The organism is Flavobacterium sp. LAR06, from assembly GCF_041946075.1.
Classification (GTDB): Bacteria; Bacteroidota; Bacteroidia; order Flavobacteriales; family Flavobacteriaceae; genus Flavobacterium.
On record NZ_JAUTYT010000001.1, the window covers coordinates 719,383 to 735,329 of the forward strand.

At 37.2% G+C, this 15,947-nt stretch carries 9 protein-coding genes; 8 read left to right on the forward strand and 1 reads right to left on the reverse strand.

Features of this window, described 5'->3' with window-relative positions:
* Positions 1-117: 117 nt before the first annotated feature.
* The 7 genes from Q7C23_RS03105 (at position 118) to Q7C23_RS03135 (ending at position 14,581) form a co-directional block, all read left to right on the forward strand.
* Positions 118-2,121, forward strand: a complete 2,004-nt coding sequence (locus Q7C23_RS03105; RefSeq protein WP_375031128.1) for a glycoside hydrolase family 97 protein — start codon at positions 118-120, stop codon at positions 2,119-2,121.
* A 73-nt stretch (positions 2,122-2,194) separates the two neighbouring features.
* Positions 2,195-4,351: a glycoside hydrolase family 3 C-terminal domain-containing protein gene (locus tag Q7C23_RS03110; protein WP_375031129.1), complete on the forward strand. Its 2,157-nt coding sequence runs from the start codon at positions 2,195-2,197 to the stop codon at positions 4,349-4,351.
* Between the two features lie 6 nt (positions 4,352-4,357).
* The gene (locus Q7C23_RS03115) at positions 4,358-5,941 is read left to right on the forward strand and encodes a glycoside hydrolase (RefSeq protein ID WP_375031130.1); all 1,584 of its coding nucleotides are present in this window, start codon (positions 4,358-4,360) and stop codon (positions 5,939-5,941) included.
* Positions 5,942-5,975: 34 nt separating this feature from the next.
* Positions 5,976-8,219 carry a glycoside hydrolase family 3 C-terminal domain-containing protein gene (locus tag Q7C23_RS03120; RefSeq protein ID WP_375031131.1) on the forward strand — a complete coding sequence of 748 codons (2,244 nt, stop codon included), beginning with the start codon at positions 5,976-5,978 and terminating at the stop codon, positions 8,217-8,219.
* Between the two features lie 53 nt (positions 8,220-8,272).
* Entirely contained in the window at positions 8,273-9,781 is a 1,509-nt protein-coding gene (locus Q7C23_RS03125) for a cellulase family glycosylhydrolase (protein WP_375031132.1), read from the forward strand.
* 137 nt (positions 9,782-9,918) lie between these two features.
* Entirely contained in the window at positions 9,919-11,868 is a 1,950-nt protein-coding gene (locus tag Q7C23_RS03130; RefSeq protein ID WP_375031133.1) for a sialate O-acetylesterase, read from the forward strand.
* A gap of 304 nt (positions 11,869-12,172) precedes the next feature.
* Entirely contained in the window at positions 12,173-14,581 is a 2,409-nt protein-coding gene (locus tag Q7C23_RS03135; protein WP_375031134.1) for a glycoside hydrolase N-terminal domain-containing protein, read from the forward strand.
* 235 nt (positions 14,582-14,816) lie between these two features.
* On the opposite strand, the gene Q7C23_RS03140 is transcribed toward Q7C23_RS03135, so the two are convergent.
* Positions 14,817-15,365 carry a CvpA family protein gene (locus Q7C23_RS03140; RefSeq protein ID WP_375031135.1) on the reverse strand — a complete coding sequence of 183 codons (549 nt, stop codon included), beginning with the start codon at positions 15,363-15,365 and terminating at the stop codon, positions 14,817-14,819.
* 206 nt (positions 15,366-15,571) lie between these two features.
* On the opposite strand from Q7C23_RS03140, the gene Q7C23_RS03145 reads away from it, so the two are divergent.
* On the forward strand, positions 15,572-15,928 hold the full coding sequence (locus tag Q7C23_RS03145) for a hypothetical protein (RefSeq protein ID WP_375031136.1): 357 nt from the start codon (positions 15,572-15,574) through the stop codon (positions 15,926-15,928).
* Positions 15,929-15,947: the final 19 nt, after the last annotated feature.

The following is a 15,947-nucleotide window of genomic DNA, read 5'->3' on the forward strand; positions in this document are numbered from 1 at the left end:
ATCTGTGGCAAAAAAAAACATCCCCAACAGGATAAAAATAAGTTTTGTTTGAGTTTTTAAATCGGGTGAAGGCCTTGCTAACGCCCGATTAATAAAAAATGAATTAAGAAAAATATCATGAAAAATTACCTGATTCTTCCTGCTTTAATCCTTTACGTTTCGATTGGATACAGTCAAAAAAATAAAAATGCTTACGAATTGGCATCGCCAAACGGGCAGAATAAAATAAAATTCGAGCTGGTAAAAAACGCTCCAAAATATGCTGTTTCACACGGAAAAACAGAAGTGATTACACCATCAGACATGGGTTTTTTACTAAAAGGAAATGAAAATTTAAGTTCTGACTTCGAAATCAAAAATGTAAAAAACACTTCGTTCGATGAAACCTGGGAACAGGTTTGGGGAGAAAAGAAAAACATCAGAAACCATTACAATCAGCTTTCAGTTGAATTACAGCAAAAAAGCGGAAACAAACGCAAATTAGAAATTCAGTTTCGTGCTTTTGATGACGGAATCGCTTTTAGATATGTGTATCCAAAACAAAATGTAAAAGACAGTATTTTCATTATGGATGAAAAAACGACTTTTAATTTAAAAGAAGATGGAAAAGCATGGTGGATTCCGGCCAACAGGGAAAACCGTGACGAATATCTTTTTAAAGATGCTCCGGTAAGTACGTTGGATACAGTTTTGACACCGCTTACCATTGAAAGCAAAAGCGGACTGGCCTTGAGTTTTCATGAAGCAAACCTAACTGATTTTGCCAGCATGACTTTGGTCAATACAACCGGAACACAATTGAAATCCGATTTAGTGCCGTGGGCGGATGGTGTAAAAGTGCGTGTAAAAGATACATTTACCTCTTCGTGGAGAACGCTTCAGATTGGAGAGAATCCAGGAGACTTAATTACTTCTTATTTGATTCTAAATCTGAATGATCCAAACAAATTAAAAAACACAAGTTATTTCAAACCTTATAAATACTTTGGAATCTGGTGGGGAATGCACATCGGAAAATATACTTTTTGGGAAAGTGACAAACAAGGAGCAACAACCAAACACGCCGAAGAATATATTGATTTTACAGCCAAAGAAGGATTTCACCATTTATTGATCGAAGGCTGGAACAAAGGCTGGACACCGGCCTGGTATGAAAACCACATGCACATGTTCAGTTTTACTAAAAGCGCAGACAATTTCGACATAGAAAAAGTGGTGGAATACGGAAAGAAAAAAGACGTAGCACTTATTGGTTATCACGAAACGGGTTCAAATCTTATTAATTACCTAAAACAGGTTGATGAAGGTTTTGCCTTGTACAAAAAACTCGGAATGCATTCGGTTAAAATTGGTCACGTTGGTTCTAAACTGAATATGAAAGAAAATCATTTCGGGCAATTTGGAGTAAATTATTTCAGATATATTTTAGAAAAAGCAGCGCAATATGATTTAGCTGTTTTATACCACGAATCGATAAAAGATACCGGAGAAAGAAGAACTTTCCCGAACATGGTTTCGAGAGAAGCGGCACGTGGACAAGAGTATAACGCGTGGAGCGAAGGAAATCCGCCAAACCACTTAACAATTATTCCGTTTACAAGATTGCTTTCAGGGCCAATGGATTTTACACCTGGAATTTTTGATGTAGAAGTAAAACAGGGTTTCCCTGGAAAAAGAGTACACGGAACTGCAGCCCAGCAATTGGCGTTATACGTAACGATTTATGCTCCAATCCAGATGATGGCAGATTTGCCTGAAAACTATGAAGGAAAACCAGCTTTACAATTCTTAAAAGATGTTCCGACAGACTGGGAAGACACAAAAGTATTGGAAGGAAAAATTGGGGAATACATCACTACAGCGCGTAAAGACAGAAACAGTGCCGATTGGTATTTAGGAACGATCACAAATGAAAAAGCAAGGGATGTAAATGTTGCGTTATCATTCTTAGATGCAACTGCAACGTACGAAGCTCAGATTTATGCTGACGCAGAAGGAACGGATGAAACACACAATCCGGCTGCAATTACCATTTCTAAGAAAACCGTAAAAGCTTCAGATGTATTGAAATTGCATTTAGGTGGCGCTGGTGGAACAGCAATTAGATTTAAAAAATTATAATTTATTAGATATAGATTGTCAAACCAGACAGGTTTCAAAAACCTGTCTGGCTTAAATAACCACATTTTTTTAAATGAAAAATCTCATTCTGCATATCGTTTTTCTTTTGTCGATCAATTTAATATTGGCGCAGCAAAAGCAATATCCCTTTCAGGATTCTAAATTAGATACTGAAAAGCGTATTGATAATTTGCTATCATTGATGACGCTCGATGAAAAAGTTCAGGCTTTGAGCACGAATCCATCGATAAAAAGATTGGGCGTTGCGGGTGCAGGTCATGTAGAAGGATTGCATGGTTTAGCTTTGGGCGGACCGGCAGAATGGGGTGGAAAAAATAAACAACCCATAACAACCACAACTTTTCCACAGGCTTACGGTTTGGGGGAAACGTGGGATGTTGATCTACTTCATAAAGTAGCTAATGTTGAAGGTTACGAAACGCGATATGCTTTTCAGAAATACCGTCGAGGCGGATTAGTCGTTCGTGCTCCAAATGCTGATATAGGAAGAGATCCACGCTGGGGACGTACCGAAGAAAGTTATGGAGAAGATGCTTTTTTTAACGGAAAAATGACAGTTGCTTTTGTAAAAGGTTTGCAGGGAAATAATCCAAAGTATTGGCAAACCGCTTCTTTAATGAAACACTTTTTAGCCAATAGTAATGAAGATGGAAGAACCTATACATCATCTGATTTTGATGAAAGATTATGGCGTGAATATTATGCACTGCCTTTTCATATGGGAGTTGTTGAGGGCGGTTCCCGTGCGTATATGGCAGCCTACAATAAAGTAAACGGAATTCCGGCAATGGTACATCCGATGCTGAAAAATATTACCCAAAAAGAATGGGGTCAAAATGGAATCATTTGTACCGATGGCGGTGCATTCAAATTATTGCTTTCAGATCATAAATATTATGCAGATAAATATCTGGGTGCTGCTGCCGCTATAAAGGCTGGGATTAATCAGTTTTTAGATGAATATACAGAGGGCGTTTATGGTGCTCTTTCGCATGGCTATTTAAAGGAAAAAGATATCGATGCTGTTATTCGTGGGAATTACAGAGTTATGATTCAACTCGGAATGTTGGATGTTACGGATGAAAATCCGTATGCGAAAATCGGAACAGGAAAAGATACTATTGATCCGTGGAAAACCGAGGCGCATAAAAAAATCGCTTTAGAAGCCACCCAAAAATCTATTGTTCTGCTTAAAAACGATTCGAATCTATTGCCTTTACAAAAAGATAAGCTAAAAACAATTGCGATAATCGGTAATCGCGCTGATGAAGTGCTTCTCGATTGGTACAGCGGAACACCTCCGTATACGATCACACCTTTGCAGGGAATCAAAAATAAACTGGGCAGCAACGTCGAAATTCTATATGCGAAAAATAATATAGACGGCAAAGCGGCTGAAATAGCTAAAAAAGCAGATGCTGTTATTGTCATAGTCGGAAATCATCCGGTTTGTAACGCAGGCTGGGCAAATTGTCCCGTTCCAAGTGAAGGAAAAGAAGCTGTAGATCGTCAATCGTTGACTTTAGAGCAGGAAGATTTGATCAAAGTAGTATATCAGACCAATCCGAAAACGGTAGTCGCTCTGATTAGCAGTTTTCCTTATGCCATCAACTGGACACAGGAACATGTTCCGGCCATCGTTCACATGGCACAAAACAGTCAGGAAACAGGAAGCGCTTTGGCAGATGTTTTATTTGGAGACTATAATCCGGCTGGTCGTTTAACACAAACTTGGGTAAAGGACATTACAGATTTACCTGATTTATTAGATTACAATATCCGAAACGGCAGAACCTATATGTATTTTAAAGGAAAACCTTTATATGCTTTTGGTCACGGATTAAGTTATACCACTTTTAAATACAATTCAATTGAAACCAATTTAGAAAGTATTACTAAAAATGGCGAAGTAAGATTCACGGTTTCGGTTACCAATACTGGAAATAAGGACGGAGATGAGGTAATTCAATTATATGTAAAACAAGTACAGTCAAAAGTGGAACGTCCTGAAAAAGAATTGAAGGCATTTCAGCGGGTTTTCTTTAAAGTCGGAGAGACTAAAAATGTTATACTGACTTTAAAAGCGAAAGATTTAGAATATTGGAATACAGCAAAACAACAATTTGAATTGGAAAACAATACTATTGAAATTCAGATAGGAAGTGCTTCAGATGCTATCCTGCTAAATAAAAAAATAACCGTGAAATAATTGAAAATGAAAAGAAAAGGGATCATACTGCTTATTTTAATATCACTTTACAATGCTGAAATGTTTGGACAGCAGACCAATACTAGTTCAGAAAGGTTTATAAAAGTGGATTACAATAAAACGGCCGGAAAACTAAACACCATGTTCAAAGAATGCATTGGTGCCGGAAGAGCCAATGAAGGTTTGCGTGCCGACTGGCAACAGCAACTCGCAATGACGAAAAAAGAATGCGACTTTAAATACATCAGGATGCATGGTTTATTGTCTGATGATATGGCAGTTTACCGTGAAGATGCAAAAGGAAATCCGGAATACAATTACCAGTATATTGATGTTTTGTATGATTTTTTATTGAGTATTAAAATGAAACCTTTTGTTGAATTAGGTTTTATGCCAGAAGCTTTGGCTAGTGGAAAAGAAACTATTTTCTGGTGGAAAGGAAATGTAACACCTCCAAAAGATTATAAAAAATGGGAAGATTTAATTCGCAACTTAACACAGCATTTTACAGAAAGATACGGGGCCGAAGAAGTAAAAACATGGTATTTTGAAGTTTGGAACGAACCTAATTTAACACCAGGTTTCTGGACAGGGACACAGGCAGAATATTTCAAATTGTATGAATATGCAGCTCGCGGAATAAAAAGTGTAAATGCAGCTTATAAAGTAGGTGGGCCAGCAACAGCAGGCGCGGGCTGGGTTCCGGAAACGATTGATTTTTGTGCTAAAAATAATGTTCCGTTAGATTTTATTTCAACGCATACTTATGGAGTAAAACAAGGTTATCTGGATGAATTTGGAACTTCAGGGACGGTTTTAAGCAAAGATGATTCCAGTATAAGCGGTGATGTAATTAATTCCCGCAACCAAATTTCAAATTCGGCTAAGCCAAAATTAGAATTGCATTATACCGAATGGAGTTCTTCGTATACACCGGCAGATCCGGTTCATGACAGTTATCATTCGGCAGCCTATATTTTGCAGAAATTAAAACAAGTTGGCAATGCAGCAAACTCCATGTCTTATTGGGTTTTCACGGATATTTTCGAAGAACCAGGTCCAAGATTTACCCCTTTTCACGGCGGTTTCGGATTATTGAATACACAAGGAATTAAAAAACCGGCTTATTTTTCTTATTCCTTACTGAATAAACTGGGAGAAACAGAACTTCAGAATAAAGATACCTCTTCATGGGCGGCTAAAAATGCAAAAGGAGATGTTCAGTTATTGTTTTGGGACTTTACCAATACACATCCTGGAGATAAAGTTTGGAATCAGACCTACTATGTTCAGGATTTACCTTCTCAGTCAAAAGGAACGGTAAAAATTGAAGTAGACGGGCTTCAAAAAGGGAAATACAATCTGGAAATTTATAAAGTGGGTTATAAATCAAATGATGCTTACGCCGATTATTTAGCCATGAATAAACCTAATCAGCTTACTATTGATCAGGTTAAAAAGATTAAGGAACACAATAATGGCGCCCCAATTGTAACCGAAAAAGTGATAATTGATTCAAAAGGAACCTACCGTAAAGATTTTAAAATTAACGAAAATGATGTTGTGTTATTCAACTTCGTCAAACAATAAACTATTAAAAAACCACAAACAATAAATAATAAACATGAAAAAGAAAATGATATATCTACCGGTTTTTATGGCTTTTGCTTTGCTTACTTCTTGTAAAAAAGACGCAAAAAGTGAAAATTCAACTGCTGTTCAGACCGAAGAGCATCAGGGAAAAGAAATCAGTTCAGAATTTGATGCAGAGATAGACAAGTTGGTTTCTCAAATGACATTGGAGGAAAAAATCGGAATGTTGCACGGGAACAGTATGTTCAGTACCGGTGCCGTTGAACGTTTAGGTATTCCTGAATTAAAAATGGCTGACGGACCTTTGGGAGTTCGTGAAGAAATTTCACGTGATAACTGGGCACCGGCGGGATTAACGAATGATTTTGCGACTTACTATCCGGCAGGAGGAGCATTAGCAGCAACCTGGGATACGGAAATGGCGTATACCTTCGGGAACAGTCTTGGACAGGAAATGCGTGCACGTGATAAAGATATGTTGCTTTCACCGGCAATTAATATGGTGAGAACACCACTTGGCGGAAGAACTTATGAGTACATGAGTGAAGACCCGTTTTTGAATAAAAAAATAGCTGTGCCTTTAGTTGTTGGTTTACAAGACAATGATGTAATGGCTTGTGTTAAACACTTCGCAGCGAACAATCAGGAAACAAATCGTGATTTTGTGGATGTTCAAATTGATGAACGTACTCTTCGTGAAATTTATTTACCAGCGTTTGAGGCAGCGGTAAAAGAGGGACATGCCTACGGAATTATGGGAGCTTACAATAAATTCAGAGGTGAATATTTATGTGAAAATGATTATATGCTGAATAAAATCCTTCGTGACGAATGGGGTTTTAAAGGAATTGTAGTTTCAGATTGGGCAGCGGTGCATTCAACAGTTAAATCTTTAAAAAGCGGTTTAGATATTGAAATGGGAACACCAAAACCTTTCAATGAATTTTTCCTTGCTGATAAACTAGTTGCAGCAGCAAAAGCAGGTGAAGTGTCTGAGGCAGAAATTGATATTCATGTAAAAAGAATTTTACGCACCTTGTTTCAGGTAAAAGCTATGGGGCCAGATAGTAAAAATCGTGCAAAGGGAAGTATTTCTACCGAAGCGCATTATCAGGATGCCTACAAAATTGCTGCTGAAGCAATCGTTTTATTGAAAAATGAAAACAACGCATTGCCTTTAAAACTCGACGGAGTAAAATCAATTGCTGTCATAGGAAACAATGCAACAAAGAAAAATGCTTTAGGCGGATTTGGTGCTGGAGTTAAAACAAAAAGAGAAATTACACCTCTTGAAGGTTTGAAAAACAGATTACCATCATCAATCAAAATTAAGTATGCTGAAGGATATTTAGAGCGTTATGATGAAAAAAACAAAGGAAAATTAGGAGATATTACCTTAAATGGTCCTGTAACAATTGACGCATTAGATCCTGCAAAAGTGAACGAAGCGGTTGAGGCTGCGAAGAAATCTGATGTTGCCATCATTTTTGCGGGTTCAAATCGTGATTACGAAACAGAAGCTTCTGACCGCAGAACTTTGAAATTGCCTTTCGGACAAGAAGAATTAATTAAAAAAGTACAAGCTGTAAATCCGAGAACTATTGTTGTCATGATCGCCGGAGCTCCTTTTGATATTAATGAGGTAAGTAAAAATACTTCGACTTTGGTTTGGAGCTGGTTCAATGGTTCTGAAGGTGGAAATGCATTAGCAGATGTAATCTTAGGAAAAGTAAATCCGTCAGGAAAATTACCGTGGACAATGCCTGTAAATATTATGGATTCTCCTGCACACGCAACAAAAAGTTTCCCGGGCGGAAAAACCGTTAATTATGCCGAAGGTATTTTAATTGGATACCGTTGGTTTGATACTAAAAATATCGCACCGTTATATCCTTTTGGATACGGATTATCATATACCACTTTTGCTTTCGAAAATGCTAAAGCCGATAAAACTTCTTATGATGAAAATGAAACTATTACGGTTTCTGTTGATGTGAAAAATACAGGAAAAGTGGATGGAAAAGAAGTGGTTCAGTTATATGCTTCAAAATCAGATTCAAAAGTAAGCCGTGCTTCAAAAGAGTTAAAAGGATTCAAAAAAGTATTAGTAAAAGCCGGTAACTCTGAAACAGTAACGATTAAACTTCCTGTAAAAGAATTGGCTTATTACGATGTGGCTTCTAAAAAATGGGTTGTTGAAGCTGGAAAATACACGTTGAAAGTTGGAAATTCTTCAAGAGATATCAAGAAGGAAATTGCGATTACCATCAAATAAATTTCCATTAAAAAACAACTAAAACCACTTAACTAACTATATAAACCAAATAAATGAACAGAATAATAAAAAGTTATCTGTTAAACACCGTTTTGTGTTTATCGTGGATAAGCCTTCTGGCCTGCAGTGCAGAAAAAGAGACTAAGGCTGATAACCCGATACCTCTTGTAAAAACGCTGACCGTTGATCTTAATAAAATTGAATTCCAGAGTCCGGCCAGTACTTCAGAATTTATTGTTACAGCAAATGCTACAAAATGGTCGCTTGCTGCATCTGAGGCCAGCTGGTTGACATTTACTCCGGGGACTGGTGTCCTGAGCAGAACAACGATTATAGTTAAAGCTTTAGAAAATACGACTTCGGAAACAAGAACGGCTGTCATTACAATTAGCTCCAGTGATATGCCATCCGTACAAGTAAACGTTTCTCAGGCAGGAAAAACAGGTATTTATCCCAGTTACAATACAAATCCAATTGCTGCCGACGCAACCGGAATGAGCAGTACTGCTGTTCAATTGGCGGCAAAAATAAAATTAGGCTGGAACATCGGGAATACCATGGAAGCGACTGGTGGAGAAACGGCATGGGGAAACCCAAAAATCACAAAGGCGCTGATCGATGCGGTAAAAGCAAAAGGTTTTAATGCGATTAGAATTCCGTGTTCATGGAATCAATATTTAGAAAATACGACAACTGCAAAAATAAAATCAGACTGGTTAAATCGTGTTAAAGAAGTCGTGCAATATTGCGTTGACAACGACATGTACGTATTGGTGAATATTCACTGGGACGGCGGCTGGCTGGAAAACAATATTACCGAAGCCAAAAAAGAGGAAAACAACGCGAAACAAAAAGCTTTTTGGGAACAAATTGCAACCACTTTACGAGGGTTTGATGAACATGTATTATTCGCAAGCGCCAATGAACCGGCGGTTGAAGACGCAGCCCAAATGGCTGTTTTAACCTCGTACCACCAAACATTTATTGATGCTGTTCGTTCTACAGGCGGAAAAAATGCCAAGCGTGTGTTGGTAATTCAGGGACCTACAACGGATATTGAAAAAACCAACAAATTGATGTTGACTTTGCCCACCGATAAAGTGGCTAATAAAATGATGGTTGAAGTGCATTATTATTCGCCATGGAATTTCGCCGGCTTAACAAAAGACGAATCCTGGGGCAAAATGTTTTATTACTGGGGAACTGGTTTTCATTCTACAACAGATACAGAGCGAAACCCAACCTGGGGTGAAGAAGCAGATTTGGAGAAAAATTTCAAGTTAATGAAAACGCAGTTTATAGACAAAGGAATTCCGGTTTTACTGGGAGAATTTGGTGCAATCAGGAGAACAACCTTAACAGGAGATGCTTTAACCCTGCATTTAGCTTCAAGAGCTTATTATTTAAAATCAGTGGTAAAACAAGCCAAAGCAAACGGCTTATTGCCATTCTATTGGGATGAAGGAAGCATGGGCAACAATGGTTTCGGAATTTTTAATAGAAGTGACAACACTGTTTTTGATACCCAGGCGCTAAATGCACTGATTGAAGGATTGCAATAAATAACCTATATTTGAGATATAGATTGAACCACAAAGTTCGCAAAGCCAGCAAAATAATCGCAAAGCTTTGCGAACTTTGCGTAATTCATTGTGGCCTTTGCGGTTAAATTTTTAAGTTAAATTTCAAGATTAAGAAAATGAAAAAATATACAACCTTTATTTTAGTACTGGTAAGCATAATTACAAATGCGAATGTCAAAATGCCATTGTTGTTTACAGACGGAATGGTTTTACAGCGCAACAAAGAAATTCCGGTTTGGGGATGGGCTGATCCTAGTGAAAAAGTCGAAGTGCATTTCAACAAACAAACCAAAACAATCGTTGCCGATAAAAACGGTAAATGGATGGTTCGTTTGTCTGCAGAAAAAGCAGGAGGACCTTTTGAATTGACCATTACAGGAAAAAACAAAATCGTCATAAAAGATGTTTTGGTTGGAGAAGTATGGATTTGCAGCGGACAATCCAATATGGAATTCCAGGTGGCTAAAACCATAAATGCAGAAAAAGAAATAGCTGATTCCAATTATCCTATGATTCGTCATTTTGGAGTAGCGCAGGATTTAAGTGGAAAACCAAAAGAAGATCTAAAAGCCGGAAAATGGGAAGTTTCAAGCAAAGAAACAGTTGGCAATTTTACAGCTGTCGGTTATTATTTCGCTAAAAAATTATATGCAGAATTAAAAATTCCAATCGGAATTATAAACACTTCCTGGGGTGGAACGAACGTAGAAACCTGGACAAGTCGTGAAGCTTTCCAAAAAAGTGAAGATTTCAAAACCATGATCGCTGAAGTTCCAACATTAAATATCGATTCTATTTCAAAATTGTACGCCAGACAAATGAAAGAAAGAGTCGAAAAAATTCAGGGAACTCCGGTAAGTACAGAAAGCGAAAACACTTTCAAAGAATCAACATTCAATGATACAAACTGGGGCGAATTAAACACGCCAGGTTTATGGGAAAACCAGCCTTTGGGTGATTTAGACGGAATTGTCTGGATGCGAAAAACCATTACACTTTCTGCGGAAGATATTAGAAACAAAGCCGTTTTAAGCCTTTCAAAAATCGACGACGAAGATATTACCTATGTAAACGGAATCGAAGTGGGTAAAAATACCCAATGGGATTTCAAACGTGTTTACGAAATTCCTACAAATGTCCTGAAAGAAGGACAAAATGTTATTGCCGTAAGAATTGTCGATAACAGCGGCGGTGGCGGAATCTACGGAGATGCAGCCGACTTAAAACTGACTTTAGGAAGCAAAACAATTCCGCTTGACGGAAAATGGAAATTCAAAGTTATAGTTGTAAAAACTTCATTATCACCAAACAGTTATCCGTCATTACTCTACAATGCCATGGTAAACCCGCTAGTTCCTTATGCCGTTGAAGGTGTTTTATGGTATCAGGGCGAAGCCAATGTTTGGAGAGCCAATCAATACAAAAAAGCATTTCCGTTAATGATTACAGATTGGAGAACAAAATTCAATCAAGGTGATTTTCCTTTTTACTTCGTTCAATTATCCACTTTTGATGAGTTCAAAGGAAACAGCAAAGTCGGAAGCCGTTGGGCAGAACTTCGTGAAGCACAATCGGAGACTTTAAAATTGAAAAACACTGGTATGGCCGTAACCACAGATATCGGAAATGCAAAAGATATTCATCCAACTAACAAACAAGACGTTGGATTGCGATTGGCAGCAATTGCCTTAAATAATGTCTACGGTAAAAAACAGGTTTACAGTGGTCCAACTTATAAATCTCAGGAAATAAAAGGAAATCAGATCATCCTGACTTTCGATACTATCGGGACCGGATTGTCAACATCGGATAATTCCCAAAACGTAAAAGGCTTCGAAATCGCAGGTGCCGACAAAGTTTTTCATTCCGCGAAAGCGATAATTAAAGACAACAAAATAATCGTTTCAAGCGAAAATGTTCCAAATCCGGTTGCCGTTCACTACGGTTGGTCAGATGATGATACCGAAATCAATCTTTTCAACAAAGAAAAATTCCCTGCATCACCTTTCAGAACTGATAATTGGGAAATGATTACAGCAAATGAGAAATATAAGGTGAGCAAATAATGTTCAATGTAAATTGTTAAAAGTGAAAAGTTCGGGAGAAACGATTAATATTGTAGTAATGGATTTTAATGCGTTGATGCAAATAGTTGGGCGTGACCGTATTTGCAAAAGGCGCTATCTCCTATCCCTCACGCGGGGGGATCGGTAAATAAGAAAGTATCATTTTTATAATTGATAAACGTATATTATAACCGAAAATAGTTCCATAGGGACGAAATATCGGTAGCAACGGATGTAAATCCGTTGATGAAAAGGAACATCAGCATAAAGCTCCGTAGGAGCGACATATTTTAAACGCAACAAAATGAACGCAAACCTTACAAAAAAAACATTTTTCATTTTACTAATTACATTTTTCTGTAAAAATGCAAACGCACAATCCAATCATGTTTTATGGTACAATCAACCCGCTGAATTTTTTGAGGAAAGCCTTGTTTTAGGAAACGGAAAAATGGGAGCAACTGTTTTTGGTGGTGCCAATTCCGATAAAATCTACCTGAACGATGCAACGCTTTGGTCGGGCGAACCCGTAAATGCCAAAATGAATCCGGAAGCTTACAAAAATATTCCGGCCATTCGTGAAGCTTTAAAAAATGAAAATTATAAGCTGGCAGACGAATTAAACAAAAAAGTTCAGGGTAAAAACTCCGAATCTTTTGCGCCTTTAGGAACTTTAGAAATCAATAATGCTGAAAAAGGAAAAGCGGTAAATTACCATCGCGAACTGGATATTTCGAATGCCATATCAAAAGTAAGTTACGAAATGGCAGGCATAAAATATACCCGTGAATATTTTGTCTCAGCTCCGGATCAAATTATGGTAATCAAACTGACAAGTGATCAAAAAGGAGCTTTAAATTTTGATATTAATTTAAAGAGCCTATTAAAGTCAAATGTTGAAGTAAGAAACAATATTCTGGTAATGACAGGTACTGCGCCAATTCATGAAAATCCGGGATATACAGTTCTACCAAAATATCAGGATGTAAACGAAAGAGGAACACGATTTACGACTTTAATCCAAATTAAAAAAACGGACGGGAAAATTACAAGTTCAAGAGAATCTATAAGTTTAAAAGACGCGACAGAAGCTATTATTTATGTTTCTGTGGCAACAAGTTTTAATGGTTTTGACAAAAATCCTGCAACTGAAGGTATAGACGATATAGCAATTGCATCACAACACTTGAGCAAGGCTTTAGCAACACCATTCGATAAATTAAAAGAATCTCACATTGCCGATTATCAAAAATTCTACAATCGTGTCAATCTGGATTTAGGGAAAACAACCGCTCCGGATTTGCCAACAGACGAAAGATTACTTAGATATTCAGAAGGGAAGGAAGATAAAAATCTGGAGATTCTCTATTTCAATTTCGGACGTTATTTATTGATCAGCAGTTCAAGAACAATGGGTGTTCCGGCAAATTTACAAGGAATTTGGAATCCGTATTTAAATCCGCCATGGAGCAGTAATTACACCATGAATATTAATGTGGAAGAGAATTATTGGCTGGCTGAAAACACCAATCTTTCAGAAATGCATTTACCGCTTCTAAGTTTTATTAAAAACCTTTCGGTAACCGGAAAAGTAACGGCAAAGACATTTTATGGCGTAAATGAAGGCTGGGCTTCGGCACACAACTCTGATATTTGGGCAATGACAAATCCGGTTGGGACTTTCGGAAACGATGATCCAAGTTGGGCTTGCTGGCCATTATCCGGTGCTTGGCTGAGTACACATATTTGGGAACATTATGTTTTTACTCAAGACAAAAATTACCTGAAAAATGATGGTTATCCAATCATGAAAGGAGCATCTGAATTCTTTTTGGGCTGGATGATTACAGATAAAAACGGAAAATTAATTACATCCCCTTCAACTTCTCCTGAAAATAAATTTATTGCACCAGACGGTTATATTGGAGCAACAATGTATGGAGGAACGGCAGATTTGGCGATGATCAGAGAATGTTTTGATAAAACAATCAAAGCGTCAAAAGTTTTAAATATTGATATTGCTTTTAGAGCGAAATTGGAAACAGCTCTTTCTAAATTTTATCCTTATCAAGTGGGTAAAAAAGGAAATTTACAGGAATGGTATTTCGATTGGAATGACGAAGATCCTAAACATCGTCATCAATCGCAATTGTTCGGACTTTTTCCAGGTGATCAAATCACACCTGAGAAAACACCAGATTTAGCTGCAGCATCAAGAAAAACACTCGAAATAAAAGGAGATGAAACCACAGGTTGGTCAAAAGGTTGGAGAATCAACCTTTGGGCAAGGCTTTGGGACGGAAATCGTGCTTATAAAATGTACAGAGAATTACTTCGCTACGTCGATCCGGACGGAAAGAAAACCGAAAAACCAAGAAGAGGAGGAGGAACCTACCCTAATTTATTCGACGCGCATCCGCCATTTCAAATTGATGGTAATTTTGGCGGAGCAGCTGCCGTTGCAGAAATGTTAGTTCAATCTGATGAAAACGAAATAAGATTATTGCCTGCCTTACCAGATGCCTGGGGTACTGGATTTGTGAAAGGAATCTGCGCCCGTGGCGGATTTGAAATTACAATGGAGTGGGAAAAGAAATTACTTAAAAAACTTACGGTATTTTCTAAAAATGGAGGAAAAACAACTTTAATAAGCGGTGATAAAAAGCAAGATATCACATTGAAAAAAGGAGAAAAACTAGAAATAAACTGGTAAAGTAATTCTAAACGTAATCTTTGTCAAACCCGACAGGTTTTTAAAACCTGTCGGGTTTGCTATGACTAAGCTCCAGCGGAGCGATATGTTTATAGCAATTAGAATATTAACGGAAATAAAGCTCTAGTGGAGCGACATATTGATTTTTGCAATTAAAATATGCCACCCCAATGGGGTTTCTGCCAACTGTATTCGTAAATTCCTATAAATGTGTTGTCCCTCTGGGACTTAATTATTATTTTTCAGAAGTTTCGGTGGATTTTTTCTGGGAATCTTTAGCATGTTCTTCTTTAAAAGATTCGTACCATTTCTCAATAGACGGATAAACAAAAGCAGCCGCTTTTTTTACAGGATTGTAAAAAATAGATTTATCTAAAGTTTCTTTTTTAGCAAAAGTATTATTGAAGTTTATTTTCTCAAACAGAGCAATAAAAACACTCATAATCAAAATGGTTTTCAAAACTCTGAAAAAAGCACCACCAAGTTTATTAGGTAATCCAAGGAAAGCGAAATCGGCAATTCCGGTAAGGATTTTTGCTAAGAAATAAACACCAATTACAACCAGAATAAAAGTCAGAATAAAAGCCGTAACCTGAATCGTGTTGGGATTCCAGGAAACATGTTTCATGATTATTTCTTTCATCAACGAAGAAAACTTAATAGCGAGATAAATTCCCAGCAATAATGAAATAAAAGAAGCAACTTCTACAAAAAGCCCATTTTTAAAACCTTTGTACAAACTAAAAGCCAAAAGTGCTCCAAAAATCATATCGAAAAAACTCATATATCTGTTGTTTTATTGAGGCGCAAATATAAAAGAATTATCTAGTTTTTAAGGTTCAGAGACTCATAGATGCAAAGGGGCAAAGGTTTTTATTTTCTGATGTTTTATTTTTTAAGGTCATTGGATTTGAAGTCCGTATCTTTGCAAACTAAATTTTATGGTTTTTGAATTCACAATTCACAATTCATAATTCACAATTATAAAAAATGTCCAGAGATACACAATTAAAAGAGCGTTGGGAAAAGCTCGTCGATATACTATCCAATCAGTTTTCGCAAGGTGAAGACTTAGATTTAGATGCCATTATTTACTTAATCGGAGTTCAGGAACTCGGAAAAGTACATCGTGAATATAAAAAAGATGAAAAATTAAACTTAATGCACATCGCCATTTGCCGATTATTAGAACCGTACGGATTCTATGAATTCGAGTATTTTGATGAAGACGGATGGCCGCATTACAGAGTAAAAGAAGAGTTACCACCACTAAAAGCAGGTGAACAATCGGTTTTGATGAAAGAAGCGATTGTAAATTATTTTTTAGAAAGAGAAGTTATTGACTAGTTTTTAGTAGCAGTCACAG

Coding starts and splice junctions, on each gene's coding strand:
- Q7C23_RS03105 (WP_375031128.1), top strand. CDS start 118: ATGAAAAATTACCTGATTCTTCCTGCTTTAATCCTTTACGTTTCGATT.
- Q7C23_RS03110 (WP_375031129.1), top strand. CDS start 2,195: ATGAAAAATCTCATTCTGCATATCGTTTTTCTTTTGTCGATCAATTTA.
- Q7C23_RS03115 (WP_375031130.1), top strand. CDS start 4,358: ATGAAAAGAAAAGGGATCATACTGCTTATTTTAATATCACTTTACAAT.
- Q7C23_RS03120 (WP_375031131.1), top strand. CDS start 5,976: ATGAAAAAGAAAATGATATATCTACCGGTTTTTATGGCTTTTGCTTTG.
- Q7C23_RS03125 (WP_375031132.1), top strand. CDS start 8,273: ATGAACAGAATAATAAAAAGTTATCTGTTAAACACCGTTTTGTGTTTA.
- Q7C23_RS03130 (WP_375031133.1), top strand. CDS start 9,919: ATGAAAAAATATACAACCTTTATTTTAGTACTGGTAAGCATAATTACA.
- Q7C23_RS03135 (WP_375031134.1), top strand. CDS start 12,173: ATGAACGCAAACCTTACAAAAAAAACATTTTTCATTTTACTAATTACA.
- Q7C23_RS03140 (WP_375031135.1), bottom strand. CDS start 15,365: ATGAGTTTTTTCGATATGATTTTTGGAGCACTTTTGGCTTTTAGTTTG.
- Q7C23_RS03145 (WP_375031136.1), top strand. CDS start 15,572: ATGTCCAGAGATACACAATTAAAAGAGCGTTGGGAAAAGCTCGTCGAT.